Genomic DNA, 22,500 nt, shown 5'->3' on the forward strand with positions numbered 1-22,500 from the left:
GGCTTTACGGCATGAGGAGCAGAAGATGCGGCAGGCACTGATCGTATGGGGCGGTTGGGAAGGGCACGAACCCGAAGCAGGGGCGCGAGTCGTCAAGGCGATGCTCGAGGAGGAAGGCTTCGCCGTGCGCGTGGAAAACACGACCGCGGCGTTCGCCGATCCGGCAATCGCCGAGCTCAGCCTGATCGTGCCGATCTACACCATGTCCAAGCTCGCCAAGGCCGAAGAGGCCAATCTCACTAAAGCGGTCGAAAACGGCGTCGGGCTCGGCGGCTATCACGGCGGCATGGGCGATGCGTTTCGCGAATCGACAGACTACCAGTTCGTGTGCGGCGGCCAGTGGGTCGCGCATCCCGGCAACATCATCGACTATCGGGTCAACATCGTGCGGCGCGACGATCCGGTCATGGAGGGCATCGACGATTTCGCCTACCGCTCCGAGCAGTATTACATGCATGTCGATCCCTCGAACGAGGTGCTGGCGACCACCACCTTCTCTGGCGACCATGCGCCATGGATCGACGGCGCCGTCATGCCGGTGGTCTGGAAGCGCCGGCATGGCAAGGGACGGGTGTTTTATTCATCGCTCGGCCATGTGGCCAAGGAGTTCGAGGTGCCGCAGATGCGCACGATCCTGCGCCGCGGACTGGTCTGGGCAGCGCGCTGAACATCGCTGCCGGCTGCTTTCTCAGTCCGACTCTCCGCCACGTTGCCCGGCGATTGGCGATATTCATCATATGAATATCCAATTTACATAAGACCTAACGTTTCATACAACAGACAGTAGCGTGCTTTCACCGGAGAGGATTGCGTGGAAACCATCGTTCCTTCGGATGCAATCGGCTGGATGCCTTCGGTCGACCAGGGTGGCGCAAGCGTGCACAACGCCGTCGTCAGCGTGCTTGGCAGCCGTATCCTGGGCGGGAACTACGCTCCCGGCGACGCCCTGCCGCGCGAGGACGAGCTCTGCGCCATGCTGGGCGTCAGCCGCACCTCGGTCAGGGAAGCGGTCAAGGTGCTGTCGGCCAAAGGCCTGGTCGAAGCCAGGCGGCGGGCCGGCGTGCGTGTCTTGCCGCGCGACAACTGGCGGTTGCTCGACCCCGTGGTGCTCGGCTGGCACCCGGCGATCCAGGACGACGAGGAGCTGGTTTCCGGCCTTCTGGAGGCGCGCCGCATCTTCGAGCCGGCGGCGGCCGAGCTTGCGGCCAGGCGAGCCACTGCCGCCGACCTCGCCGAGATCGAGCGCGCGGTGGTCGGCATGCGCGACAACATCCCCAATGATCTCAACGCCGTCTGCCAGGCGGATCTTGCCTTCCACAAGGGCGTCATCGCCGCCAGCCACAATGTCGTGCTCAAGGGGCTGGTCGGCATGCTGGAGGCCGCGCTGCGCGCCACATTTCTGGTCACCAATCCGTTGATGGAAGCGCAGTCGCGCGCGCTTTCCGCTCATGTCGCCGTGCTGGAGGCGATCCGTATCCGCGATACAGCCGGCGCCCGTGCCGCCATGAACAGGCTGCTCGACATCGCCGCCGACGATCTCCACGCCAGGGGCTGACATTTCCGCCTTGACGCCATTTTAGATCATATGATAACTCGCTTTCATATGATCTAAGTGTCGCCTGGGAGGAGTTGCGCTTGAAAATCGTGGCGATCACCACGCGCGTCGTGAACGCGGACATGCGCAACTGGGTGTTCGTGCGCATCGAGACCGACCAGCCGGGCCTCTACGGCTGGGGCGAGGCGACGCTGGAATGGAAGACCCAGGCGGTGGTCGGCGCCGTCAACGACCTGGCCCCGCTTCTGATCGGGCGCGATCCGCGCGACATCGAACAGGCGGTGCGCATCCTCAAGAAGCATTCGTTCTGGCGGCTCGGCGTCATCGGCATGTCGGCCGTTTCCAGCATCGAGCTGGCGCTTTGGGACATCTTCGGCAAATGGCTTGACCAACCCGTCTGGCGATTGCTCGGCGGCAAGGTGCGTGACCGGGTCAAGGTCTATACCCATCTCGGCCTCGGCGACATGCGCGCCGTCTATGAAACGCTCGACGCCGAGCCGCTGGTGCAGCGCGCCTCCGAGGTGGTGGCGAGAGGCTATCGCGCGCTGAAGGCCGTGTTCATCCCTTACACCCACTATCACGCCCCGCTCGCCGAGGTCGAAAAGGTCGGCCGCCTGATGGAGGCGCTGCGCAAGACGGTCGGGCCGGAGGTCGAGATCATGGTCGACTTCCACGGCCGCCCCGCCTCGGCTGCAACCGCGCTCGCCTATATCGACGCGCTGGCACCCTACCGGCCGATGTTCATCGAGGAGCCGCTGCCGCCCGGCGAAACCGGCGCGCTGGCGCAACTCGCCGCCAAGTCGCGCGTGCCGATCGCCACCGGCGAGCGGCTGATCGATCGTCCCGAATTCGACGATCTTTTCCGGGCAAGAGCGGTCGATATCGTGCAGCCCGACATCTGCCACTGCGGCGGCCTGCTCGAGGCGAAGAAAATCGCCGCGATGGCCGAGGCGGTATCCGTCGGCGTCGCGCCGCACAACCCGCTCGGCCCGATCGCCGGCGCCGCCGCCCTGCATTTCGCCGTCTCCACGCCCAACCACCTGATCCAGGAAGAAATGGTCGGCGCCGTGCCCTGGTATTTCGAGGTGGTTAAGGGACCGATCCGCATGGTCGACGGCTGCTGGCAGGTGCCGGACGCGCCGGGGCTCGGCGTTGAGGTCGATGAGGCGGTCGCCGACCGGCATCCCTACAGGCCGGAGGTCATGCACACCACTCATGCCGTCCTTGCCGACGGCACCATCGTGGACTGGTGACGATGGCCGGGCGTCTCAAGGACAAGGTGGCCATCATCACCGGCGCCGGCCGCGGCATCGGCGAGGCGACGGCGCGCGCGATGGCGGCGGAGGGTGCTGCGATCGTCGTGGCGGAGAAGGACGCGGCCACCGGAAAGAGCGTTGCCGCATCATTGGTCGAAAGCGGCGCGCGGGCACTGTTCATCGAGACCGATGTCGCCGACAGCAGCTCCTGCGAAGCCATGGCCGAACAGGCGCTCAGCGCCTTCGGCCGCATCGACGTGCTGGTCGCCAATGCCGGCATCAACGTGTTCCACGAGCCGCTGGAAACCACCGAAGAGGAATGGCGGCGCTGCTTTGCCGTCGATCTCGATGGCGTCTGGTATTCGGCGCGCGCGGTGCTGCCGGCGATGCGCGCCCAGAAGCAGGGTTCGGTCGTCGCCATCGCCTCCTGCCATTCCTTCGCGATCATCCCCTCGACCTTTCCCTACCCGGTCGCCAAGCATGGATTGCTCGGCCTGGTGCGCTCGCTCGGCATCCAATACGCGGCCGAAGGTGTGCGCGTGAACGCGATCGCGCCCGGCTATATCGAGACGCAGATCGCTGTCGACTACTGGAACACGTTCCCCGACCCTGAGGCCGAGCGCCAACGCACCTACGACCTGCACCCGCCGCGCCGCATCGGGCGGCCGGAGGAGGTGGCGATGACCGCGGTCTTCCTCGGCTCCGACGAGGCGCCCTTCATCAACGCCGCCTGCATCGTCATCGATGGCGGGCGCTCGGTTCTCTACCACGAATGAGGTTTCGCGCCGGCGGCCGGTCGCCGGAAACGTCTTCAAGCAGATCACGTCCCGCCGGCCGGGATCGACAGGGAGGAAAGCCAATGAAAAGCATGATCAGGGCATGCCTTGTGGCAGCAGCCACAGCCGCCGTCGCTTTGACGGTCCATGGCGCGGGCGCGCAGGACAAGATGAAGTTCGGCTACATCAACAAGATGGGCGACCATCCCTGGTTCGTCCGCGAGGTCAAGGGAGCCAAGGACAAGGCCGCCGAGCTCGGCGTCGACCTTCTGGTGCAGGACGTCCAGTTCGACGCCAACCTCGCCGTCACCACTTTCGACACCTATGTCGGCGACGGCGTCAAGGGCATCGCCGTGGTGGTGCCCGACCGCTCGCTCGGCCCGGTCGTCGCCGACAAGGCGAAAGCCGCCAAGATCGGGCTGATCGCGGTCGACGACGATATCGCCTTCGCCGACGGCACGCCGGTCGCCTATGTCGGCATGAACGCACTCAACATCGGCAAGCAGGTCGGCACCGAGATCGCCCGCATCGTCAAGGCCGAAGGCTGGGACAAGGACCTCTCCAAGGTGCGCGTCGGCTCGATCGAGGATCAGAAGGCCGACACCTGCATGCGCCGCAACAAGGGCGCCGAGGAGGCGCTGGTCGCGGCGATCCCGGAGATCAAGTCGCTCATCGTCTCGATCCCCTACGACAACACCATGGTCAACTCGATCGACGTGGTCTCGACGACGCTGACCGCCAATCCGGATGCCGAGAAGTGGATATTCTTCTCCTGCAACGACGACGGCGTGCTCGGCGGCGTGCGCGCCACCGAGAATGCCGGCATGAAGCCGGAGAACGTCATCGGTATCGGCATCGACGGCTCGCGCTCCTGCGAGGCCTTCGGCGCCGGCAAGCCCTCGGGCTTCCGCGGCACCATGTGGCTGGACAGCGCCAAGCATGGCGCCGCCGCCATCCAGGCGCTCTATGACCAGGCCACTGGCAAGGAGATGCAGAAGGACTACTTCCAGGACGCCACCCTGATCAGCGGCGAGAACTTCGCCAAGTTCAAGGACACGCTCGGTTGCAAGTCGTAGGCTTCTTTTTGGCCTCATTGTTGGCGACCTCACGGCGTGCGGCTTCATATGGAGCCGCACGCCGATGACCGTCCCCGTCGTTTCCGTCGAGAACGTCAGCAAGCGCTTCGGCGCGGTGCAGGCGCTGCGCGACGTTTCGGTTGCCTTCAATGCCGGCGAGATCACAGCGCTGATCGGCGAGAACGGCGCCGGCAAGTCGACGCTGATGCGCGTGCTGGAAGGCGAGCATCGCCCCGATGCCGGCCGGGTGCTGGTCGACGGCCAGCCGGTGCAGCTCAGCTCGCCGCGCGCAGCGCATGGCGCGGGCATCCGGGTCATCCACCAGGAGCCGGAAATCATCCCGGAGCTGACGGTGGCGGAAAACATCTTCATCGGCGACATCAAGGCGCGGGGTGGGCTGTTCCTCGACCGCGCCGATCTCGATCGGCGCAGCCTCGAGCTGCTCGGCACCTTCGGCGTGGTCGACGTGCTGTCGCCCGGCCGGCGCTGCCATGGCCTCAGCCCGGCGCTCAGGCAGCTCATCGAGATCATGCGGGCGCTCAGGCCGGGCGCACGGCTGCTTGCCTTCGACGAACCGACCTCGTCCTTGACGGAGGACGAGGCGCAGCGGCTGTTCCGCGTCATCCGGCGGCTGAAGGCCGACGGCGTCGCGGTAATCTACATCTCGCACCGGCTGCGCGAGATCATCGAGCTTGCCGACCGCTGCGTGGTGATGCGCGACGGCAGCCGTGTCGCCGACGAGCCGATCGACGCGCTCGACGAGCAGCGCATGGTGCGGCTGATGGTCGGCCGGCCGGTGAGCGACCTGTTCAATCGAAAGGAACGCGCGCTCGGGCCGGTTCGGCTGGCGCTGGAAGACGTCACCACACGCCGAGTCGAGGGGATCAGCTTCGAGGTGCGGGCGGGTGAGATCGTCGGGCTGGGCGGTCTCGTCGGCGCCGGGCGGACGGAAGTCGCGCGTGCCATCGTCGGCCTCGATCCGCTGCTCTCCGGGCGGATGGCCGTCGGTGGCCGGCCTTACAGGCCGCGCGAGCCGGCGGATGCGGTTGCGGTCGGCATCGGGCTGGTGCCGGAGGACCGCAAGCAGGAAGCGCTGCTTCTGATGCAGGCGGTGCGTGACAATGTCAGCCTCGTGGTGCCCGACAAGGTCTCGCGCTGGGGCTTCTTCAGCCGCAGGCGCGAGCGCGCGCTGGTCGCCCGCCACGTCGCCGAGCTCAGGGTGAAGACGCCGTCGATCGAGCAGGCGGTTGGCAAACTTTCCGGCGGCAATCAGCAGAAGGTCGTGTTCGCGCGCTGGCAGGCGCGAGGCCCGGCGGTGCTCATCCTCGACGAGCCGACGCGCGGCATCGACGTCGGCGCCAAGGCGGAGATCTACAGGCTCATCGAAAGCCTCGCCGACCAGGGACTCGCCATCCTGCTCATCTCCTCGGAAATGCCGGAACTGCTCGGCCTCGCCGACCGCGTCCTGGTCATGCAGAACGGCCGCATCAGCGGGGAGCTTCCGTGGCGCGAGGCTAGCGAGGAGGCGGTGCTGGCGCTCGCCATGCGCTCGGGCAAAGAGACAATCGAAAGGAGGGTATCGTGACCGATACCGCAACGGCTGGCCGCGAGAGCGCGCCGGCAAGCCTGTTCGGCCGCATCGGCGCGCAGAACATCAGCCTGCTCATCGCGCTTGTCGTGCTGCTGGCGATCTTCGGCGCGCTCAGGCCCGACGTCTTCTTCACGCCGCGCAACCTGATCAATATCGGACTCGCGGTCACCATTCTCGGCATCCTGGCCATGGCGCAGACCGTCGTCATTGTCTCCGGCGGGCTCGACATCTCGGTCGGATCGATCGTCGGCTTAAGCACCATGGTGCTGGCCGTCGCCGCCCAGCAAACCGGCTCGATCCCGGCCGGCATCCTCGCCGGTCTGTTTGCCGGGCTTATAGCGGGAGCGGTCAACGGGCTGATCATCGTCTACGGCCCGGTCAACGCGGTGATAGCGACGCTTGGAACCATGTCGGCCTTCCGCGGCCTCGCCTATCTGATGAACAACGGCAACTCCATCCCGATCACCGGCGACAGCCTGCGGGCGCTCGGCATCGGCACGCTCTTCGGCCTGCCCTTCGCCATCTGGCTGCTGATCGCCGCGATGGCGGCGTTCATCGTCTTCACCCGCGAGACGGTCGTCGGCCGCAACATCTATGCGCTCGGCGGCAATCCGACGGTGGCGCGGCTCGCCGGCATTCCGATCCGCCGCTACCAGATCTCGATCTACGCGATGAGCGGCTTCGCCGCGGCGGTGGCCGGCCTGGTGCTCGCCAGCCGCACCATGTCGGGGCAGCCGGCCTCCGGCAGCCAGGGGCTGGAGCTCGAGGCCATCACCGCCGCAATCCTCGGCGGCTGCGCGCTGCAGGGCGGCAAGGGTACCATCATCGGCGCCATGCTGGGGGTGCTGATCATCGGCGTCCTCAACAACGGCATGATCCTGACCAGCGTGCCGACCTTCTACCAGCTGCTCGCCAAGGGCGCGCTGCTGATCCTGGCGGTCATCGTCCAGGAGCGCCAGCGGGCGCGGTCGGGAGAGTAGATCGCCCCTGCGTGCGCTTAAACACTTTCGAGATAAGTCTCGATCTCGAAGTCGCTGACGTTGAGCGCAAAGGTGTTGAGCTCCTGGCGCTTGCAGGCGATGAAGCCGTCGCGCAGCACGGCCGGGAAGATTTCCGCCACGCGCGGCCCGGTCTCGAAAGCGGCGATCGCCGAGGCCCAATCCGGCGGCAGTTTGGCGAGCGTCAGCCCTTGCCCCTCGCCGCCGGTTGGCTCGCCGGGCGACAATTCTTTTTCGATGCCCATCAGCGCGGCACCCAGGATCGCTGCCAGCACCAGATAGGGGTTGGCGTCGGCGCCCGAGACGCGATGCTCGATGCGGCGCGCGGCGGAAGGGCCGCCCGGAATGCGGATCGCCACCATGCGGTTTTCGTAACCCCAGGCGACAGCGGTCGGCGCGTAGGAGCGCGGCCGCAGCCGCCGGTAGGAATTGAAATGCGGCGCGAACACCAGCGTGCTCTCGGCCATGGCGGCAAGCAGGCCGCCGACGGCATGGCGCATGGTGTCGGAGCCCTGGTCGCTGCCGTCATCGAAGATGTTGCGGCCTTCCTTGTCGACGACGCTGAAATGGACATGGAAGCCATTGCCGGCGCGCTCGCCATAGGGCTTGGCCATGAAGCAGGCGGCAAAGCCGTGCTTGCGCGCGATGCCCTTGACGGTGCGCTTGAAGAGCACGGCATCGTCCGCCGCGCGCAAGGCGTCGGGAACGTGGTTGAGGTTGATCTCGAACTGGCCGACGCCGTTCTCGGCGATCGCGGTGTCGACCGGAATGCCCTGCATGCGGCAGGCTTCGTAGATGTCGTGGATGAAGGCCTCAAAATCGTCGATCTCGTCGATCGAAAGCGCCGCGTCGGAATCGAGGCGCCGGCCGGTGACGGGAGAGACGGGGCCGACAGGTCGCTGGGATGTCGGGTCGACGAGATAGAATTCGAGCTCGGTGGCGGTGACAGGCGTCAGGCCGAGCGCCGCGTAACGGTCGAGGATGCGGGCAAGCGCGCGGCGCGGGTCGCCGAGATAGGGCGCGCCGGCCTCATCGGCGAGCCAGAGCGGCAGAAGCGCCGTCGGATGCGCCGTCCAGTTGACCGGCAGGATGCCGCGTCCGGTCCAATGGCAAAGCCCGTCGGCGTCGCCGGTCGAGAAGACCTGCGCATTGCCTTCGATGTCCTCGCCCCAGATGTCGAGCCCGATCAGCGAATAGGGCATGCGCAGCTTGCCTTCGAGCGCCTTGCGCGCCTGCTCGACCGGAATGCGCTTGCCGCGCATGATGCCGTTCAGGTCGCACACCGCGGCCCTCAGGCTCTGGATATCGTTCCTGCTTTCAAGCCAGTTCAAAACGTCCGCAATTGCATCGCCCAATTTCCAGCCCCTGGTTCTTTCTGTAGCCATTTTCGGCTACGATATCCATTTTTCAGCTTGTGAGTTCGTGAAGGCCGCCCTGGAGATTTCCGGGCAAGTTTCCTTCATTTTTTCAAGTCACTAGCTGGGGTATCGGGCGGCATTTCGGGTCCTTTTTCTGCGATCTGCGATCGCAACATAGCCGGCAGGCGACGGAAAGCCAAGGGGGCATTCGGTTTACTGGGTGGGCTGCGGCAGAACCTACGAGATGCCGGCGGGACAGCGCCCCTCTCTGTCCTGCCGGACATCTCTCCCACTTGGGGGGGAGATTGGCCGTCATCGGCGATTTCGCCAATTGCCGACGTCGCAGATGAGGCGGGGCGCCGGAGCTGCTGATCTCCCCCCTAGGGGGGAGATGCCCGGTAGGGCAGAGGGGGGCGCGAAGGATCGCCGACGTTCAGAAATGCTAATGCCGCAGTTCCGGGAACTTGATCTGCTTCAGAATGTGCGCGGCACCTTCGTCGATGTCGCGCACGATGGCCGCGCGGGCCCGGCCGCCGTCCTGGGCCTCGATCGCCGCCACGACCTCCTCGTGGTAGTCGATTTCGAGAATGCCGGCGAGGTCGTCCTCGAAACCGATGCGCAGATTGCGGAGAAAAGGTCCGACCTGCATCCACACCGTCTCGATCAGGAAGATCATCTGCTCGTTGCCGCAGTGGCGGTATATCGAGAATTTGAAGTCATGGTTTTTGCGCAGATAGTCGTCGATGTCGCCGCTGCGGGCGGCCTGGGTGAGCTCGGTGCAATGGCGGCGAATGGCGCGCAGATTGTTGCCGTTGATGAGCTTTGTCGCGAGTTCGGTGGCGGTACCTTCCAGGATGGTGCGCACGTCGGTCAGCTGCTGGAAACGATCGGCCGAGATCGTCGGCACCTCGACGCTGCCGTTCGGCATCGGGCTCAGCGCCCTGAGCGCCTGCAGCCGCATGAAGGCGCTGCGCACCGGCATGTCGCTGGTGCCGAGCTCCTTGGCGAGCTTGCGCGAGGTCAGCTTCTGGCCGGGCTGGAGCTGACCCGACATCAGCGCCCGCACCAGTTCCAGATAGACTTTCTCATGCAGGGGTACTGAGTCGAGGGCAGTCAGTTCGAATTGTGTTTTGTCGGCCATTGGCTATGCGCTACTTCATCCGTCCTGAAATCTGTCTGGTCACGCAATCTGCCGCCAGGATACCTGTCCGGCGGTTTCGAGCCGCACGATAGACGGTTAACGCGCGCCGCCGCAAGGGAGGCAGCCGGCCTGATGCCAGCCCTGAGTCCCGCTATCCAATGCGCGCGTCAATGATCTCAACGAAGCGCGCGAAGAGGCCGGCCTGCGACTTGATCTTGAGCTTGCGATAGATGTTGCGGCGATGGACCTTGACGGTGCCGGGCACGATCCTGAGCGCCCTAGCGATCGATTCCGTCGAATGACCTTGCAGCACTAGGTCGACGACCTGTTTTTCGCGCGACGTCAGCGACAGGCTCTTCCAGATATGCGCGCGGTCCAGTTCGTTGGCCGTCGCGACGGTCTCTCCCGGTGGCGGAGCCGCGATCTCGTCGGCAGGCAGAGCCGGCCAGCGCAGCTTGCAGAAGCCGACCACCGCCGGCGCCATGTCGCGCAGCAGCCTGGCGTCGGCGGTTCCGAACGGCCCCGAGGCGCGCAGTCGCATCAGCGACAGCACCAGCGCATCCTTGCCGGCCAGCGGCACGAAGAAGCCGACCTCCTCGGCGAGCCGGGTCTGGCTGTAATAGGAGCGGTAGTATTCGCTGGCATAGAAGCGGTCCGGCGCAAGCTCGCGCATGCGCCAGAAACCCTCCTTGCGCTCGATCGCGGCGTGATGGAAGGGATCGAGCAGATAGGGCCCTTCCTGATAGAGCGCGACGAAGATGTGACTCTCCGCCGGGGAGAAGGTCTCGAACAGCAATGGCGGCCGCGCAGCACCGCGATAGCCGAAGATCACGCAGTGATCGAAGCGGACATGTCCGCGCAGCCAGCCGACGATCGCCTTGCCGAAATGATCGCTGCCGGTCTCGCGCGTCGCAGCGATCACGGCGGCTAAGGCGTTGTAGTCGTCACTGCGGGAGGCAGCCAACTCATACCCCTCTAAACGATAAAATCGGCTAAATATACCACTCGCGAGGTATATACTAGTCGGCATTGGCTCTGCTAGCGTCACGAAATTGCCTCACGCTGTCGCTGGAGCCTGGCTTGACTGCAGTGCCCGATATCGAGTTTCGCGCGGTCACCAAGCGCTATGGCGCCGTCACCGCGGTCAGCGGCATCGACCTTGCCATCCCGCCTTCGGCTTTCGTTGCGCTGCTCGGCCCTTCGGGCTGCGGCAAGACGACCTGCCTGCGCATGATCGGCGGTTTCGAGCAGCCGAGCGAGGGCCAGGTGCTGATCCGCGGCCGCGACATGGCCGGCACGCCGCCCTACCGGCGTCCGGTCAACATGGTGTTCCAGCAATATGCGCTGTTCCCGCATCTCGATGTCGAGGAGAACATTTCCTACGGGCTGCGCCAGGCGAGGCCGCGGCTGTCGTCGCGCGAGATCTCCTCAAAGGCCGGCGAGGCGCTGGCCATGGTGCAGCTCGCCGGCTACGGCCGCCGCAAGATCCACGAGCTTTCCGGCGGCCAGCAGCAGCGCGTCGCACTAGCCCGGGCACTGGTCAACAAGCCGGCGGTGCTGTTGCTCGACGAGCCGCTAGCGGCGCTCGACAAGAAGCTGCGCACCGACATGCAGATCGAGCTGCAGAACCTGCAGCGCGAGATCGGCATCACTTTCGTGCTGGTCACCCACGACCAGGAGGAAGCGCTGTCGATGAGCGACTTCGTCTGCGTCATGAATGGCGGCCGCGTCGTCCAGCTGGGACAGCCGAGCGAGATCTATGACGAGCCCGCCGATCTGTTCGTCGCCGACTTCGTCGGCAAGACCAATCTGCTCAGCGGCAAGGTGGCCGGCCTTTCCGGCGACCTCGTCGACATCGCGCTCGCCGACGGCACGGTCATCGCCGCCCGCAAGCGGGTGCCGCTCAGCCGGGGCGAGGCCGTTTCGGTCAGCCTGCGGCCGGAATCGCTCAGCCTCTCTAAACCCGGAAGCGGCAGCCTCAAGGGCATCGTCCGCAACCGGATTTTCCTGGGCTCGACCGCGGAATACGCGATCGAGGTCCAGGGCATCGGATCGCTGCTCGCCAAGGCCGATCACGTGATCGGCCAGGGCAACCTTTTCAAGCCGGGCGAACCCGTCGCCATCGGCTTTGCCGCCGGAGCGCCGCTGGCGTTTCCCAGCACAAAGAACAACGGGACCAACCAGAGGGAAGACCAACATGTCGAAATCCTATCGTGACGGACTGCCGATAAGCCCCGAAAAATTCGTCGACCAATTGATGCGCCTGAAGCGCGGCTCGATCAGCCGGCGCGACTTCCTCGGCCTCACCGGCCTCGGTGTCGCCACCGCAGTGATGGCGCGCGAGCTCGGCATCATGCCGACGCCGGCCTTTGCTGCGGAAAACCTCGGTGACCGCATGTCGATCGCCACCTGGCCGAACTACCACGACCCGCAGACCTTCGAGAATTTCAAGGCCGAGACGGGCGTCGCGGTCGAGGTCAACGTCTTCGGGTCGAACGAGGAGATGCTGGCCAAGCTGCAGGCCGGCGGCTCGGGCTGGAGCCTGTTCGTGCCGACCAACTACACCATCTCGACCTACAAGAAGCTCGGCATCATCGAGCCGCTGGACATGGCCAAGCTCGGCAATTTCGACGGCTCGCAGGAGGATGCGCGGTTCACGGCGGAAGGCACGATCGACGGGACGATCTACGCGGTGCCGAAGAACTGGGGCACGACGGGCTTTGCGGTCAACACCAAGAAGCTTTCCAAGCCGATGTCGAGCTGGAAGGAGTTCTGGGACACCGCGATGGCGGAAGGCGATGGCCGCACCATGGTGCATGACTACCAGCTGACCACGATCGGCAATGCGCTGAAATATCACGGCTACTCGTTCAACTCGCTGAAGCAGGACGAGCTCGCCAAGGCCGAGGAGCTGCTGCTCAAGGTCAAGCCGCATCTCTTCGCGGTGTCGAGCGACTACCAGCCTGGAATGCGCGCCGGCGATGCCTGGATGACGATGTGCTGGACCAATGACGGGGCGCAGCTTCACCGCGACATTCCCGAGATCGCCTATGTGCTCGGCAAGGAAGGCGGCGAGATCTGGACGGATTTCTACGCCATTCCGAAGGATGCGCCGAACAAGCCCGCCGGCTATGCCCTGCTCAACTATTTGATGAACCCGAAGGTCGCGGTGAAGGAGCATCTAGCCAATGGCGCGCCCTCGACCGACGCGCGGGTCAACGCGCTGCTGCCGAAAGAGGTGCTGGACAATCCGATCCTCTATCCGGCCGCCGACCTTTTGAAGCCGCTCGAGTTCGGCGCCGCCGCGACGCTCACCGATCCGGGCCGCGCCGAGCTGATGGCGCGCTTCAAGTCGGCTTGACCGGCGCCAGCCATAAACCCGATCCAGACAACGAGACCGGCGGACGAATGTCCGCCGGCTCTGAACCGGTTTTCTCGATGCGCGGCAGTCTCTTTCGCAAAAATATCCTGACGGCGCTGCTGCTCGCTCCGGCGACGCTGTGGCTGGTCGTGTTCCTGGTGCTGCCCTTCGTCGCCATCGCCATCTTCAGCGTCGGCGAGCGGGCGCCCGAGGGCGGCTATCAGGCGGCGCTCACCTTCACGCAATATGCCAACCTGCCGGCGCGGGCGACCGCCTTCTGGAACACGATGGTGCTGGCGCCGGTCGGCGCGCTCGCCTGCCTGCTCGTCGCCTATCCCGTCGCCTATTATCTGGCGCTGCGGGCGCCGCAGCGCTGGCGGCTGATCCTGCTCGCGCTGATCGTCATTCCGTTCTGGACCAGTCTTCTGATGCGCACCTATGCCTGGATGTACATCCTTGGCGGGCGCGGCATCCCGGCGCTGCTCGCCTATGTCGGGATCGAGGATCTCAGGCTGATCAACACCCCGGGCGCGGTGCTGCTCGGCATCGTCTACGGCTATCTGCCGCTGATGATCCTGCCGATCTATGTCAGCCTCGAGCGGCTCGACCGCCGGCTGCTGGAGGCCTCCGCCGATCTGGGTGCGATGCCATTGTCGACATTTCTCGGCGTGACGCTCAGGCTGTCGTTGCCCGGCGTCATGACCGGCTTCTCGCTGGTGATGATCCTCTTGCTCGGCGAATATCTGATCCCGACGCTGCTCGGCGGCGGCAAGGTGTTCTTCATCGGCAACGCGCTGGTCGATCTCTTCCTGCAATCGCGCAACTGGCCGTTCGGATCGGCGATCGCCATCACGCTGGTGCTGGTCTCGGTCGTGGTGCTGATCGTCGCCAATCGCATCTCGACCCGGCTTTCGGGCGCACGCCGCGTGGACCTGATCTGATGCGCGCCTTCGTCGTTGCCGTCTTCGCTTTCCTCTATCTGCCGATCGCGCTGGTCGTGCTGTTCTCCTTCAATGCCGGTCATCATGCCAGCGAGTTCACCGGCTTCTCGGTGCAATGGTACGGCAAGGCGCTGTCCAACCCCTTCCTGGTCGAGGCGCTGAAGAACAGCCTGTTCATCGCCACCACCAGCGCTTTGCTCGCGGCCTTCTGCGGCACGGCCGCTGCGCTCGGCCTGCAGCGCGTCGGCGTGCGGACGCGGGCGCTCTTCGACGCGCTGCTGGGCGCCGCGATCGTCGTGCCCGGCGTCGTCATCGGCATCTCGACGCTGGTGGCGCTGGTGCAGCTCTTCGCCGTCGTCAACCCGTTCCTCGCTTCGCTGTGGCCGACCGACCAGCCGCCGCGGCTTGCGCTCGGCTACGGCTCGATCATCGCCGCGCATGGCCTGTTCTCGATGGCGCTGGTGACGATGATCGTCGGCACGCGCCTCAGCAGCCTCGACCGCAATCTGGTCGAGGCATCGAGCGATCTCTACGCCACGCCGCTGACGACGTTCCGCTCGATCGTGCTGCCGCAGATCATGCCGGCGGTGATCGCCGGCTTCCTGCTCGCTTTCACCTTCTCCTTCGACGATTTCATCATCGCCTTCTTCGTCGCCGGCGCGCAGACGACGCTGCCGATCTATGTCTTTGCCTCGATCCGGCGCGGCGTGACGCCGGAGATCAACGCCGTCGCGACCATCGTGCTCGCCGCGTCGGTCCTGCTCGTCCTGCTCGCCCAATGGCAGCTCGGCCGACGGAAACCATCGCCTTGAAAGACAAATCCATGATTCTGAAAGATCGCATCGCCGTGGTGACGGGCGCCGGGTCGGGCATCGGGCGCGCCGGCGCCATGATCATGGCCAGCGAAGGGGCTGTCCTCGTGATCGCCGACCGGGACCCGGCGGCCGGCGAAGCCACCGCGGCCGACATCCGCGAGGCCGGCGGCCGTGCCGAAGCGGTCGCCACCGATGTCGGCAGCGACACGGCGGTCGAAGAGCTCATCGCGGGAACGCTCGGCAAGCACGGCCGGATCGACATCCTGCACAGCCATGCCGGCATCCAGGTCGGCGGCACGCTGACCGAAGTGAGCACCGACGGCATGGACGCCTCGTGGCGGATCAATGTGCGGGCCCAGTTCCTGGCGGCGAAGACCGTCATGCCGGCGATGATCGCGCAGGGCGGCGGCGTCATCCTCAACACCGCCTCGAATTCGGGTGTCTTCTATGACCGTGAGATGATTGCTTACGCGACATCGAAGCACGCGGTGGTGGCGATGACCAAGCAGATGTCGCTCGACTACGCAAAACACAATGTGCGCATCAATGCGCTCTGCCCGGGCTGGGTCGACACGCCGTTCAACGAGCCGTTCATCGCCCAGATGGGCGGCCGCGATGCGATCGAAAACTATGTCCGGACCAAGATCCCGATGGGGCGCTGGGCGAGCGCTGAGGAGATTGCCGAAGCCATCCTGTTCCTCGTCTCCGACCGCTCCTCCTTCATGACCGGCCAGGCGCTGGTGATCGATGGCGGTGAGAGCATTGGCTGAGCTGGTCCAGTAAAGCGGACTTGCGCCCGCAGCGATGATCGGTCAAACCATAGGCTCCACCCTAGAGCGTTTCACCGTTTCACGGAAACGGCGAACCGCTCTATCCCTTTGTTCTTACGCAATTCCGGACGGAAGACCGCTCACACTTTTCCTGGAATTGCTCTAGTGAGACCCGTCATGCAAGCTGCAAAACAGCGATACCGCGCAAGGCATTCGATTTTTGCCGGCGGTATTTCTTTTGCGCGAGCGGGGTGCCACTGATCATGCGCTGCTGCCGCCACGAGAACCTGCAGCGTGCGGAGGAGACGAAGGTCGGCTCGCATGTCGTTCGTGACGGCTGGACCGAAGGAGTGCCAGGCGCTCTGAACCCGGCCTTTTGGCCGGCAACCAGGCGGGCGTCCGTCCTCGGATAACGCAGCTTACATAACGCCCTACCGGAACGGATGTGCCGCCGAAGCGATCTTCTCCTTCGTACGGACATGACCGATGCCTGACAGACAAGACACTTCACTCTCCAGCAGCGCCGATCCGCAAAGCTGGCTGACGACGCATGGAATAAACGAGGTCGAGTGCCTCGTGCCCGACGTGAACGGCGTGCTGCGCGGCAAGACCTTGCCGGCGGCCAAGTTCCTCAAATCGCTCGAGGATCGGGCGCTCTATCTGCCGAGCAGCGCCTTCCTGGTCGCCATCGACGGCCGCTATTCCGGCTCCATCGACGAGGGGTTCGCCTATCAGGACCCCGACATGCGGATGGTGCCCGACCTTTCGACGCTCAGCCTCGCACCGGGCGGCGGCGCCGGCAGGGCCTATGTCTTCGCCGACACGTTCCACATGGACGACCGGCCATGGATGGCCTCGCCGCGCCATGTGCTGAGGGCGGTGCTCGACCTCTATCGCCGGCGCGGCTGGCGGGCGGTGATGGCGCCCGAGCTCGAATTTTATCTGACGGCGCCAAATCCGGATCCGGACCGGCCGCTGACCGCGCCGGTCGGACGCAACGGCCGTCCGGAAAGCGTGCAGCATCCTTACGACATGCAGGCGCTGGAAGAGTTCGAACCGGTCATCCAGCGCATCTACGCGCACTCGGCCGCTGTCGGCCTGCCGCTCGACACGCTGATCCATGAATCCGGCACGGCACAGCTCGAGATCAATTTCCTGCATGGCGATCCGCTGGCGCTGGCCGACAAGGTGCTTTTGTTCAAGCGAATGGCGAGACAGGCGGCGCAGGCGAGCGGCATGCACGCCACCTTCATGGCCAAGCCGATCGCGGCGCAGGCCGGCAGCTCGATGCATCTGCACATGTCGATCATCGACGAGAAGGGCGAGCCGTTGTTTGCCGGCAAAGACGGTGACGACAGCGAGATGTTCGCGCAGTTCATCGGCGGCCTGCAGAAATACATTCCGGAGGTGATGCCGCTGTTCGCGCCCAACGTGAACTCGTACCGGCGCATCCGGCCGAACCACAGCGCGCCGGCCAATATCGAATGGTCGCATGACAACCGCTCCTGCGGCCTGCGTGTGCCGATGGGCGGCCGCGCCGCGCGGCGGGTGGAGAACCGGCTGCCCGGCGCCGACGCCAATCCGTATCTCGCCATGGCCGGCTCGCTGATTGCCGGCTATCTCGGTGTCGAGCAGAAGCTTGGCCGCTCGCCGGAAGCTTTCGGCAATGCCTATCGCAGTCAGAGCACGCTGCCAAAGACCATGGAGGAAGCGCTCGACCGCTTCGCCGCCTGCGAGCCGGTGCGGACACTGCTCGGCGAGGATTTCTTCCAGACCTATCTGCGCGTGAAGAGCGTCGAGCTCGACCTGTTCCAGACCGTGGTGACGTCGTGGGAACGCGACCATCTGCTGCTCAAGGTGTGACCCATGGCCCGTTCAACAGGTTTCAATTCCGGTCTCGATATCGGCAAATCCTATTACGTCGCGACCGCCAATCCGGCCCCGGACCATCCGGCTCTCATCGGCGATGTCGAAGCCGACCTGGTGGTGGTCGGCGGCGGCTGCACTGGGCTGTCGGCGGCGCTTCACGCCGCCGAGCGCGGCCTGAAAGTGGTGCTGCTCGAAGGTGGCAAGATCGGCTGGGGCGCATCCGGGCGCAATGGCGGCCAGATGATCCCCGGCCTGCGCAAGGGCGCCAAGGGACTGGTCAGGGCCTTCGGCCCGGAACGGGCGAAGGCGCTGTTCGACCTTGCCTTCGAGGCGAGGGACTTGGTGCTTGGTATCATCGAGCGCCATTCAATCGACTGCGATCTAAGGCTGACCGGTCATCTGGTCGGTGCTGTCAACGGCTCTGACATGCGCGACTTCGAGGAAGAAGCCGAGTGCCTCGCCAAGGTGATGAATTTTACCGATGTCGAAATCCTGTCGGCGGCTGAAGCGCGGCAGAAGGTGGACACGCCCTATCTGGGCGCGGTCTTGGAAAGGCTCGGCGGCCACATGCATCCGCTGAACTATACGCTGGGGCTCGCGCGCGCTGCTTCCGCCGCAGGTGTCGCCATCCACGAGAACTCGGTCGCTGTCCGGCTGGAGCGCGAGCCGTCCATCCGGGTCTTCACAGACAAAGGCTCGGTTCGCGCCAAGCATGTCGTGCTGGCCGGCGATGCGCTGCTCAAGGGGCTGGAGCCGCGCGTCAACAGCCGCATCATGCCGGTCGGCAACTACATCGTCGCCACCGAGCCTTTGGGCGAGCGCAATGTCATCCCGGCGAATGTCGCGGTTTCGGACACGCTGTTCGTCGTCAACTACTACCGCATGTCGGCGGACGGACGCCTGCTGTTCGGCGGCGGCGAGCGCTACACGCCTTCGCCGCCGGCCGACATCGCCGGCTTCGTGCGGCCGCATATGGAAAAGACCTTTCCGCAATTGCGCGGCTGCCGGATCGACCATGCCTGGGGCGGGCTGGTGTCGGTGACGACGTCGCGCCTGCCGCATGTCGGGCATTATGGCGAGGTCTATTTCGCGCATGGCTATTCCGGCAAAGGCGTCATTCTGTCGACGCTGTCGGGCAAGTTGCTCGCGGAAGCGATCACGGGCAACGCCTCGCGGCTCGACCTGTTCTCGACGCTGACGCCGCTGCCGTTCCCCGGCGGCACCGCGCTGCGCGGACCGCTCTATGTGCTCGGCATGCTGTGGTATGCAATGCGGGATCGCCTGAGGCACTGAAGCGCCGACTTTCCCCGCGGTGCCGGCATGGCTAAGGTCCTGACGCCGGGGATGAGTCCCCGGCGCCGCCGGCGTTAGCCATTGGCAATGGTCGCGGCAAGGGGAAGAGCGATGAACATCGAGCCCGGCCGACTGACGAAGAAGGAGCGACACGAGCTGATCCTGTCGGAAGTCCGTCGCTCGGCATCGATCCGCATCTCCAAGCTTGCGCGGCGCATCGGCGTCGCCGGCGAGACCATCCGCCGCGATCTCATCGAGCTCGGCGAGGCGGGGCTGATCAACCGCACCTATGGCGGCGCCACGATCTCGCTGATGACGTCGGAACCGGTGATCGCCGAGCGCGGCCTGACCATGGTCGAGGAGCGCGCCCGCATCGGACGGGGCGCCGCCGGGCTGGTAGAGAACGGGCGGATCGTAATGATCGACGGCGGCTCGACGACTTACGAGGTTGCGCGCAGTTTTTCCCAGCTAAAGCGGGATCTGACGGTCATCACCAATTCGATCGGCATCGCGTCGGTCGCCGGCGCCAATCCGAGTTTTCGGGTCATCCTTTGCCCCGGCACCTATGACAGCCGCGAAGCCAGTGTGCTCGGTGAAGACACGGTCGAATTCGTGCGCCGCTACAATGCCGACGTCGCCATCATCGGCGCCTCGGCCGTCAATGCCGAAGGGCCGAGCGATATGATCTCGGGCGCTGCGGCGGTGAAGCGGGCGATGATGGCGCGGGCGCTGTCGACGATGCTGGTCGTCACCAACGACAAGTTCGGCCGCAACAGCCTGGAACGCGTCTGCGCTTTGAGCGATATCTCCGACGTCGTCACCGACAGCGAACCGGCGGTCGAGCTGCGCGCCGCGATCGACGAAGCGGGCGCGGAACTGCACGTCTTCGCCGACACCTGAACGACAGAACTACGGCGACAGCCGTCAGGCCGGAAACAGGAAGGCCGACGCGGGATCGAAGAAGATTTGCCGGCTCGAAGCGGCATTTGCGCCGTCCGGCTCCGCCGCATCGGAAGTCGGCCTGACATCGATCTCGTCGCCCGAGGCGGTGCGGGCCACGACGCGCCGGCGGTCGCCGAAGAAGGCCGCGTCGACGATCTCGACAGTGAGCGAGGCGTTCCCCGGCACAGGCGTAAGGCGGAACGCTTCGGGCCGCACCATCAGCCTGGCTTTCTGGCCGCGATCGAGGGCTTGCGTGGCCTTCACGCCCTTGACGACCGAGCCGTCGGCCAGCCGCACCGTGGCCGCGCCGCTCTCGGTCTCAAGAAGCTCCGCCGGCAAGAAGTTGGAATTGCCGATGAAGCCGGCGACGAACTCGCTCGCGGGCCTCAGATAAAGATCCTCGCCGGTGCCGATCTGCTCGATGCGGCCTTCCCTGAACAGCGCAATGCGGTCGGAAAGATGCAGCGCCTCCTCCTGGTCGTGCGTGACATAGAGGATGGTGACGCCCGTCTCGCGGTGGATGCGGCGGATCTCTGCCTGGATTTCCTGGCGCAATTTCTTGTCGAGCGCCGACAGCGGCTCGTCCATCAGAAGGATCGGCGGATCGTAGGCAAGCGCGCGGGCAAGCGCGACACGCTGCTGCTGGCCGCCCGACAGCGCACCGGGATAGCGGTCGGCAAACTTTTCAAGGCGCACCAGCGCCAGCATGTCGGCGACCTTGCGCTTCACCTCGGCATCCGGCCGCCCGCGCACGCGCAGCGGAAAGGCGACATTCTCGGCGACGCTCAGATGCGGAAACAGCGTGTAGCGCTGGAAGACCATGCCGATGTTGCGCTTGTGCGACGGCACTGAGAGCAACGACTTGTCCTCTAAAAGCACGTCGCCGGAGGTCGGGTCCTGGAAACCGGCGATGGCGTAGAGCGTCGTCGACTTGCCGGAGCCCGACGGCCCGAGAAAGGTCAGGAATTCGCCCTTGGGCACATCGATGGTGACGTCATGGACGGCGATGAAGGCGCCGAACGCCTTTCTCACCGCGCGGATGGACAGGAATGGCCGGGTCATCTGGACAGTCTTCTACGAAGGAGTGCGGTCACGATCATCAGGCATAGAGTGAGGCCGACGAGCAGGCTGGAGGCGGCGGCGACGACCGGGCTCAAATCGGCGCGCAGGCTGCCCCAGATCTTCACCGGCAAGGTCTGCAGGGTCGGGCTCGCCATGAAGATCGCCACCACCACCTCGTCCCAGGAGGCGAGGAAGGCAAAGATCGCCGCCGAGAAGATGCCGATGCGGATCGAGGGCAGGGTGATGCGCAGCCTTGCCTGCAGCGGGCTGGCGCCACAGACGATCGCCGCGTCCTCGATGGATTTGTCAAAACCCTCGAGCGCGGTGGCGATCGGAATAATGGCGAAGGGCAGCGCCAGGATCGTGTGGGCGACGACGAAGCCGATCGTGGTGCCGGCGAGCCCAATGCGCAGGAAGAAGGCATAGATGGCGATGGCGAAGACGACCACCGGCAACACCATCGGCGTCAGCAGCAATCCGCGCAGGAATTGGCGTCCGCGAAACTCGCCCCTGACCAGGCTGAAGGAGGCGAGCAGGCCGATCAGCACCGCGAGGATTGCGACCATGGCAGCTATCTTGGCGCTGGTCAGCGCGGCGTCGATCCAGGCCGGATCGGCCAGCAATTCCTGATACCATTTCAGCGTCCAGCCGGGTGGCGGGAAGGCCAGCCAGCGCGACGAGCCGAACGACAGCAAGATGATGAAGATCACCGGCAGCAGGAGGAAAGCGGCGACCAGCGCGGTGAAGCCGGCGAGCGCCGCGCGCAGCCATCCGAGCCGGTCATAGTCGAGCAGCATCTCAAAGCCCTCCGGTGAGGCGCCTGGCGCCGACCAGCCGAAGCTGAATCGCGTAAAGCACCATGGTGACGGCGAGCAGCACGAAGGCGGCCGCACTGCCGAGCCCCCAGTTGAGCAGCGACTGGACGGTCTGGGCGATCATCTCGGCGAGCATCATGTTCGATGTCCCGCCAAGCAGGGCAGGCGTCACGAAATAGCCGAGCGACATGACGAAGACCATCAGCCCGCCGGCGGCGATGCCGGGAAGCGACAGCGGCACGAGGATGCGGCGGAACGCCTGGGCCGGGCTCGCGCCGCAAAGGGCGGCGGCGCGCAGCGTCATCGGGTCGATGGCGCGCAACGTGCCGACCAGCGGCAGGATCATGAAGGGCAGCATGATGTAGACCATGCCGATGGTGACGCCGGTGAGATTGTTGATGAGCGGCAGCGGCTCATGGATGATGCCGAGGCCCATCAGCGCCCGGTTGATCACCCCGGTGCGCTGCAGCAGCACCATCCAGGCATAGGTGCGGGTGAGCAAGTTGGTCCACATCGACAGGATGATGATGCCGAAAACGATCGAGCCGAGCGCCGGCGGCATGATCGCCAGCATCCAGGCGACCGGAAAGGCCACGACGACAGTGACGGCGGTGACGACGGCCGCCACCAGGAACGTGTTGAGGAACACGCGCACATAGGTGCCGCTGCCGAAAAGGGCTGCGTAGTTCTGCAGGCCGGGCTCTGGATCGGTGACGCTGCGCAGCAGCAAGGCGACCACCGGCACGATGAAGAACAGGCCGACCAGCGTCAGGGCCGGCAAGGCACCGCCGCTGCCGGTCGGCAGGCCGACAAAAGACTGGCGTCTGAGAGCATTCGCCGTCATGGGGCGTCCCTTTCAAACAGGGCGCGTTGCCGCGCCC

At 65.4% G+C, this 22,500-nt stretch carries 21 protein-coding genes; 15 read left to right on the plus strand and 6 right to left on the minus strand.

What is annotated here, in order from left to right:
* The first annotated feature begins 25 nt into the window (after positions 1 to 25).
* The 7 genes from AC4FWB_RS09405 to AC4FWB_RS09435 all read left to right on the plus strand — a co-directional run bounded on the left by AC4FWB_RS09405 (position 26) and on the right by AC4FWB_RS09435 (position 7,234).
* Positions 26 to 667 (plus strand): ThuA domain-containing protein, encoded by a 642-nt coding sequence (locus tag AC4FWB_RS09405; protein WP_491025717.1) that lies wholly within the window; start codon positions 26 to 28, stop codon positions 665 to 667.
* A 144-nt stretch (positions 668 to 811) separates the two neighbouring features.
* Positions 812 to 1,555 (plus strand): FadR/GntR family transcriptional regulator, encoded by a 744-nt coding sequence (locus tag AC4FWB_RS09410; protein ID WP_491025719.1) that lies wholly within the window; start codon positions 812 to 814, stop codon positions 1,553 to 1,555.
* Between the two features lie 89 nt (positions 1,556 to 1,644).
* Entirely contained in the window at positions 1,645 to 2,808 is a 1,164-nt protein-coding gene (gene dgoD, locus AC4FWB_RS09415; RefSeq protein ID WP_491025895.1) for a galactonate dehydratase, read from the plus strand.
* A gap of 2 nt (positions 2,809 to 2,810) precedes the next feature.
* Complete coding sequence (locus AC4FWB_RS09420; RefSeq protein WP_491025720.1) at positions 2,811 to 3,587, plus strand: SDR family oxidoreductase; 777 nt, start codon at positions 2,811 to 2,813, stop codon at positions 3,585 to 3,587.
* A gap of 83 nt (positions 3,588 to 3,670) precedes the next feature.
* Positions 3,671 to 4,663 (plus strand): substrate-binding domain-containing protein, encoded by a 993-nt coding sequence (locus AC4FWB_RS09425; protein WP_491025721.1) that lies wholly within the window; start codon positions 3,671 to 3,673, stop codon positions 4,661 to 4,663.
* A 64-nt stretch (positions 4,664 to 4,727) separates the two neighbouring features.
* Positions 4,728 to 6,248, plus strand: a complete 1,521-nt coding sequence (locus AC4FWB_RS09430; protein WP_491025722.1) for a sugar ABC transporter ATP-binding protein — start codon at positions 4,728 to 4,730, stop codon at positions 6,246 to 6,248.
* Complete coding sequence (locus AC4FWB_RS09435; protein WP_491025724.1) at positions 6,245 to 7,234, plus strand: ABC transporter permease; 990 nt, start codon at positions 6,245 to 6,247, stop codon at positions 7,232 to 7,234. Before AC4FWB_RS09430 ends, AC4FWB_RS09435 begins: the two co-directional genes overlap by 4 nt.
* A gap of 17 nt (positions 7,235 to 7,251) precedes the next feature.
* On the opposite strand, the gene AC4FWB_RS09440 is transcribed toward AC4FWB_RS09435, so the two are convergent.
* The 3 genes from AC4FWB_RS09440 to AC4FWB_RS09450 all read right to left on the minus strand — a co-directional run bounded on the left by AC4FWB_RS09440 (position 7,252) and on the right by AC4FWB_RS09450 (position 10,715).
* Complete coding sequence (locus AC4FWB_RS09440) at positions 7,252 to 8,607, minus strand: glutamine synthetase family protein (RefSeq protein WP_126097750.1); 1,356 nt, start codon at positions 8,605 to 8,607, stop codon at positions 7,252 to 7,254.
* 445 nt (positions 8,608 to 9,052) lie between these two features.
* Complete coding sequence (locus tag AC4FWB_RS09445) at positions 9,053 to 9,751, minus strand: GntR family transcriptional regulator (RefSeq protein ID WP_491025725.1); 699 nt, start codon at positions 9,749 to 9,751, stop codon at positions 9,053 to 9,055.
* A 151-nt stretch (positions 9,752 to 9,902) separates the two neighbouring features.
* The gene (locus AC4FWB_RS09450) at positions 9,903 to 10,715 is read right to left on the minus strand and encodes a LuxR C-terminal-related transcriptional regulator (RefSeq protein ID WP_491025727.1); all 813 of its coding nucleotides are present in this window, start codon (positions 10,713 to 10,715) and stop codon (positions 9,903 to 9,905) included.
* Positions 10,716 to 10,831: 116 nt separating this feature from the next.
* Here AC4FWB_RS09450 and AC4FWB_RS09455 point away from each other — a divergent pair, with 116 nt between their 5' ends.
* The 8 genes from AC4FWB_RS09455 to AC4FWB_RS09490 all read left to right on the plus strand — a co-directional run bounded on the left by AC4FWB_RS09455 (position 10,832) and on the right by AC4FWB_RS09490 (position 19,700).
* Entirely contained in the window at positions 10,832 to 11,968 is a 1,137-nt protein-coding gene (locus AC4FWB_RS09455) for an ABC transporter ATP-binding protein (protein ID WP_491025728.1), read from the plus strand.
* Positions 11,949 to 13,112, plus strand: a complete 1,164-nt coding sequence (locus tag AC4FWB_RS09460) for an ABC transporter substrate-binding protein (RefSeq protein WP_491025729.1) — start codon at positions 11,949 to 11,951, stop codon at positions 13,110 to 13,112. The genes AC4FWB_RS09455 and AC4FWB_RS09460 overlap by 20 nt, the downstream gene beginning before the upstream one ends.
* Positions 13,113 to 13,189: 77 nt before the next feature.
* Positions 13,190 to 14,053, plus strand: coding sequence for an ABC transporter permease (locus tag AC4FWB_RS09465; RefSeq protein ID WP_491025730.1), 864 nt, complete (start codon positions 13,190 to 13,192; stop codon positions 14,051 to 14,053).
* Positions 14,053 to 14,865 (plus strand): ABC transporter permease, encoded by an 813-nt coding sequence (locus AC4FWB_RS09470; RefSeq protein WP_491025732.1) that lies wholly within the window; start codon positions 14,053 to 14,055, stop codon positions 14,863 to 14,865. The genes AC4FWB_RS09465 and AC4FWB_RS09470 overlap by 1 nt, the downstream gene beginning before the upstream one ends.
* Positions 14,866 to 14,876: 11 nt before the next feature.
* Positions 14,877 to 15,638 carry an SDR family NAD(P)-dependent oxidoreductase gene (locus AC4FWB_RS09475; RefSeq protein WP_491025733.1) on the plus strand — a complete coding sequence of 254 codons (762 nt, stop codon included), beginning with the start codon at positions 14,877 to 14,879 and terminating at the stop codon, positions 15,636 to 15,638.
* A 486-nt stretch (positions 15,639 to 16,124) separates the two neighbouring features.
* Positions 16,125 to 17,501: a glutamine synthetase family protein gene (locus AC4FWB_RS09480; RefSeq protein ID WP_491025734.1), complete on the plus strand. Its 1,377-nt coding sequence runs from the start codon at positions 16,125 to 16,127 to the stop codon at positions 17,499 to 17,501.
* Positions 17,502 to 17,504: 3 nt separating this feature from the next.
* The gene (locus AC4FWB_RS09485) at positions 17,505 to 18,800 is read left to right on the plus strand and encodes an NAD(P)/FAD-dependent oxidoreductase (RefSeq protein WP_491025735.1); all 1,296 of its coding nucleotides are present in this window, start codon (positions 17,505 to 17,507) and stop codon (positions 18,798 to 18,800) included.
* A 111-nt stretch (positions 18,801 to 18,911) separates the two neighbouring features.
* A complete protein-coding gene (locus AC4FWB_RS09490) occupies positions 18,912 to 19,700 on the plus strand; it encodes a DeoR/GlpR family DNA-binding transcription regulator (protein ID WP_491025736.1) in 789 nt (262 codons plus the stop codon).
* Between the two features lie 24 nt (positions 19,701 to 19,724).
* Here AC4FWB_RS09490 and AC4FWB_RS09495 read toward each other — a convergent pair whose 3' ends face one another.
* The 3 genes from AC4FWB_RS09495 to AC4FWB_RS09505 are packed head-to-tail and all read right to left on the minus strand — an operon-like array spanning position 19,725 to position 22,463.
* Entirely contained in the window at positions 19,725 to 20,804 is a 1,080-nt protein-coding gene (locus tag AC4FWB_RS09495) for an ABC transporter ATP-binding protein (RefSeq protein WP_491025737.1), read from the minus strand.
* On the minus strand, positions 20,801 to 21,601 hold the full coding sequence (locus tag AC4FWB_RS09500; protein ID WP_491025738.1) for an ABC transporter permease: 801 nt from the start codon (positions 21,599 to 21,601) through the stop codon (positions 20,801 to 20,803). The genes AC4FWB_RS09495 and AC4FWB_RS09500 overlap by 4 nt, the downstream gene beginning before the upstream one ends.
* Position 21,602: 1 nt before the next feature.
* A complete protein-coding gene (locus tag AC4FWB_RS09505; protein ID WP_491025739.1) occupies positions 21,603 to 22,463 on the minus strand; it encodes an ABC transporter permease in 861 nt (286 codons plus the stop codon).
* Positions 22,464 to 22,500 lie beyond the last annotated feature (37 nt).

It is taken from the genome of Mesorhizobium sp. LEGMi-168a (genome assembly GCF_058312955.1).

What these genes read in the sequence shown, in the direction of transcription:
- AC4FWB_RS09405 (WP_491025717.1), top strand. Translation starts at nt 26, where the DNA reads ATGCGGCAGGCACTGATCGTATGGGGCGGTTGGGAAGGGCACGAACCC.
- AC4FWB_RS09420 (WP_491025720.1), top strand. Translation starts at nt 2,811, where the DNA reads ATGGCCGGGCGTCTCAAGGACAAGGTGGCCATCATCACCGGCGCCGGC.
- AC4FWB_RS09425 (WP_491025721.1), top strand. Translation starts at nt 3,671, where the DNA reads ATGAAAAGCATGATCAGGGCATGCCTTGTGGCAGCAGCCACAGCCGCC.
- AC4FWB_RS09430 (WP_491025722.1), top strand. Translation starts at nt 4,728, where the DNA reads ATGACCGTCCCCGTCGTTTCCGTCGAGAACGTCAGCAAGCGCTTCGGC.
- AC4FWB_RS09445 (WP_491025725.1), bottom strand. Translation starts at nt 9,751, where the DNA reads ATGGCCGACAAAACACAATTCGAACTGACTGCCCTCGACTCAGTACCC.
- AC4FWB_RS09460 (WP_491025729.1), top strand. Translation starts at nt 11,949, where the DNA reads ATGTCGAAATCCTATCGTGACGGACTGCCGATAAGCCCCGAAAAATTC.
- AC4FWB_RS09465 (WP_491025730.1), top strand. Translation starts at nt 13,190, where the DNA reads ATGCGCGGCAGTCTCTTTCGCAAAAATATCCTGACGGCGCTGCTGCTC.
- AC4FWB_RS09470 (WP_491025732.1), top strand. Translation starts at nt 14,053, where the DNA reads ATGCGCGCCTTCGTCGTTGCCGTCTTCGCTTTCCTCTATCTGCCGATC.
- AC4FWB_RS09475 (WP_491025733.1), top strand. Translation starts at nt 14,877, where the DNA reads ATGATTCTGAAAGATCGCATCGCCGTGGTGACGGGCGCCGGGTCGGGC.
- AC4FWB_RS09480 (WP_491025734.1), top strand. Translation starts at nt 16,125, where the DNA reads ATGCCTGACAGACAAGACACTTCACTCTCCAGCAGCGCCGATCCGCAA.
- AC4FWB_RS09485 (WP_491025735.1), top strand. Translation starts at nt 17,505, where the DNA reads ATGGCCCGTTCAACAGGTTTCAATTCCGGTCTCGATATCGGCAAATCC.
- AC4FWB_RS09490 (WP_491025736.1), top strand. Translation starts at nt 18,912, where the DNA reads ATGAACATCGAGCCCGGCCGACTGACGAAGAAGGAGCGACACGAGCTG.
- AC4FWB_RS09495 (WP_491025737.1), bottom strand. Translation starts at nt 20,804, where the DNA reads ATGACCCGGCCATTCCTGTCCATCCGCGCGGTGAGAAAGGCGTTCGGC.
- AC4FWB_RS09500 (WP_491025738.1), bottom strand. Translation starts at nt 21,601, where the DNA reads ATGCTGCTCGACTATGACCGGCTCGGATGGCTGCGCGCGGCGCTCGCC.
- AC4FWB_RS09505 (WP_491025739.1), bottom strand. Translation starts at nt 22,463, where the DNA reads ATGACGGCGAATGCTCTCAGACGCCAGTCTTTTGTCGGCCTGCCGACC.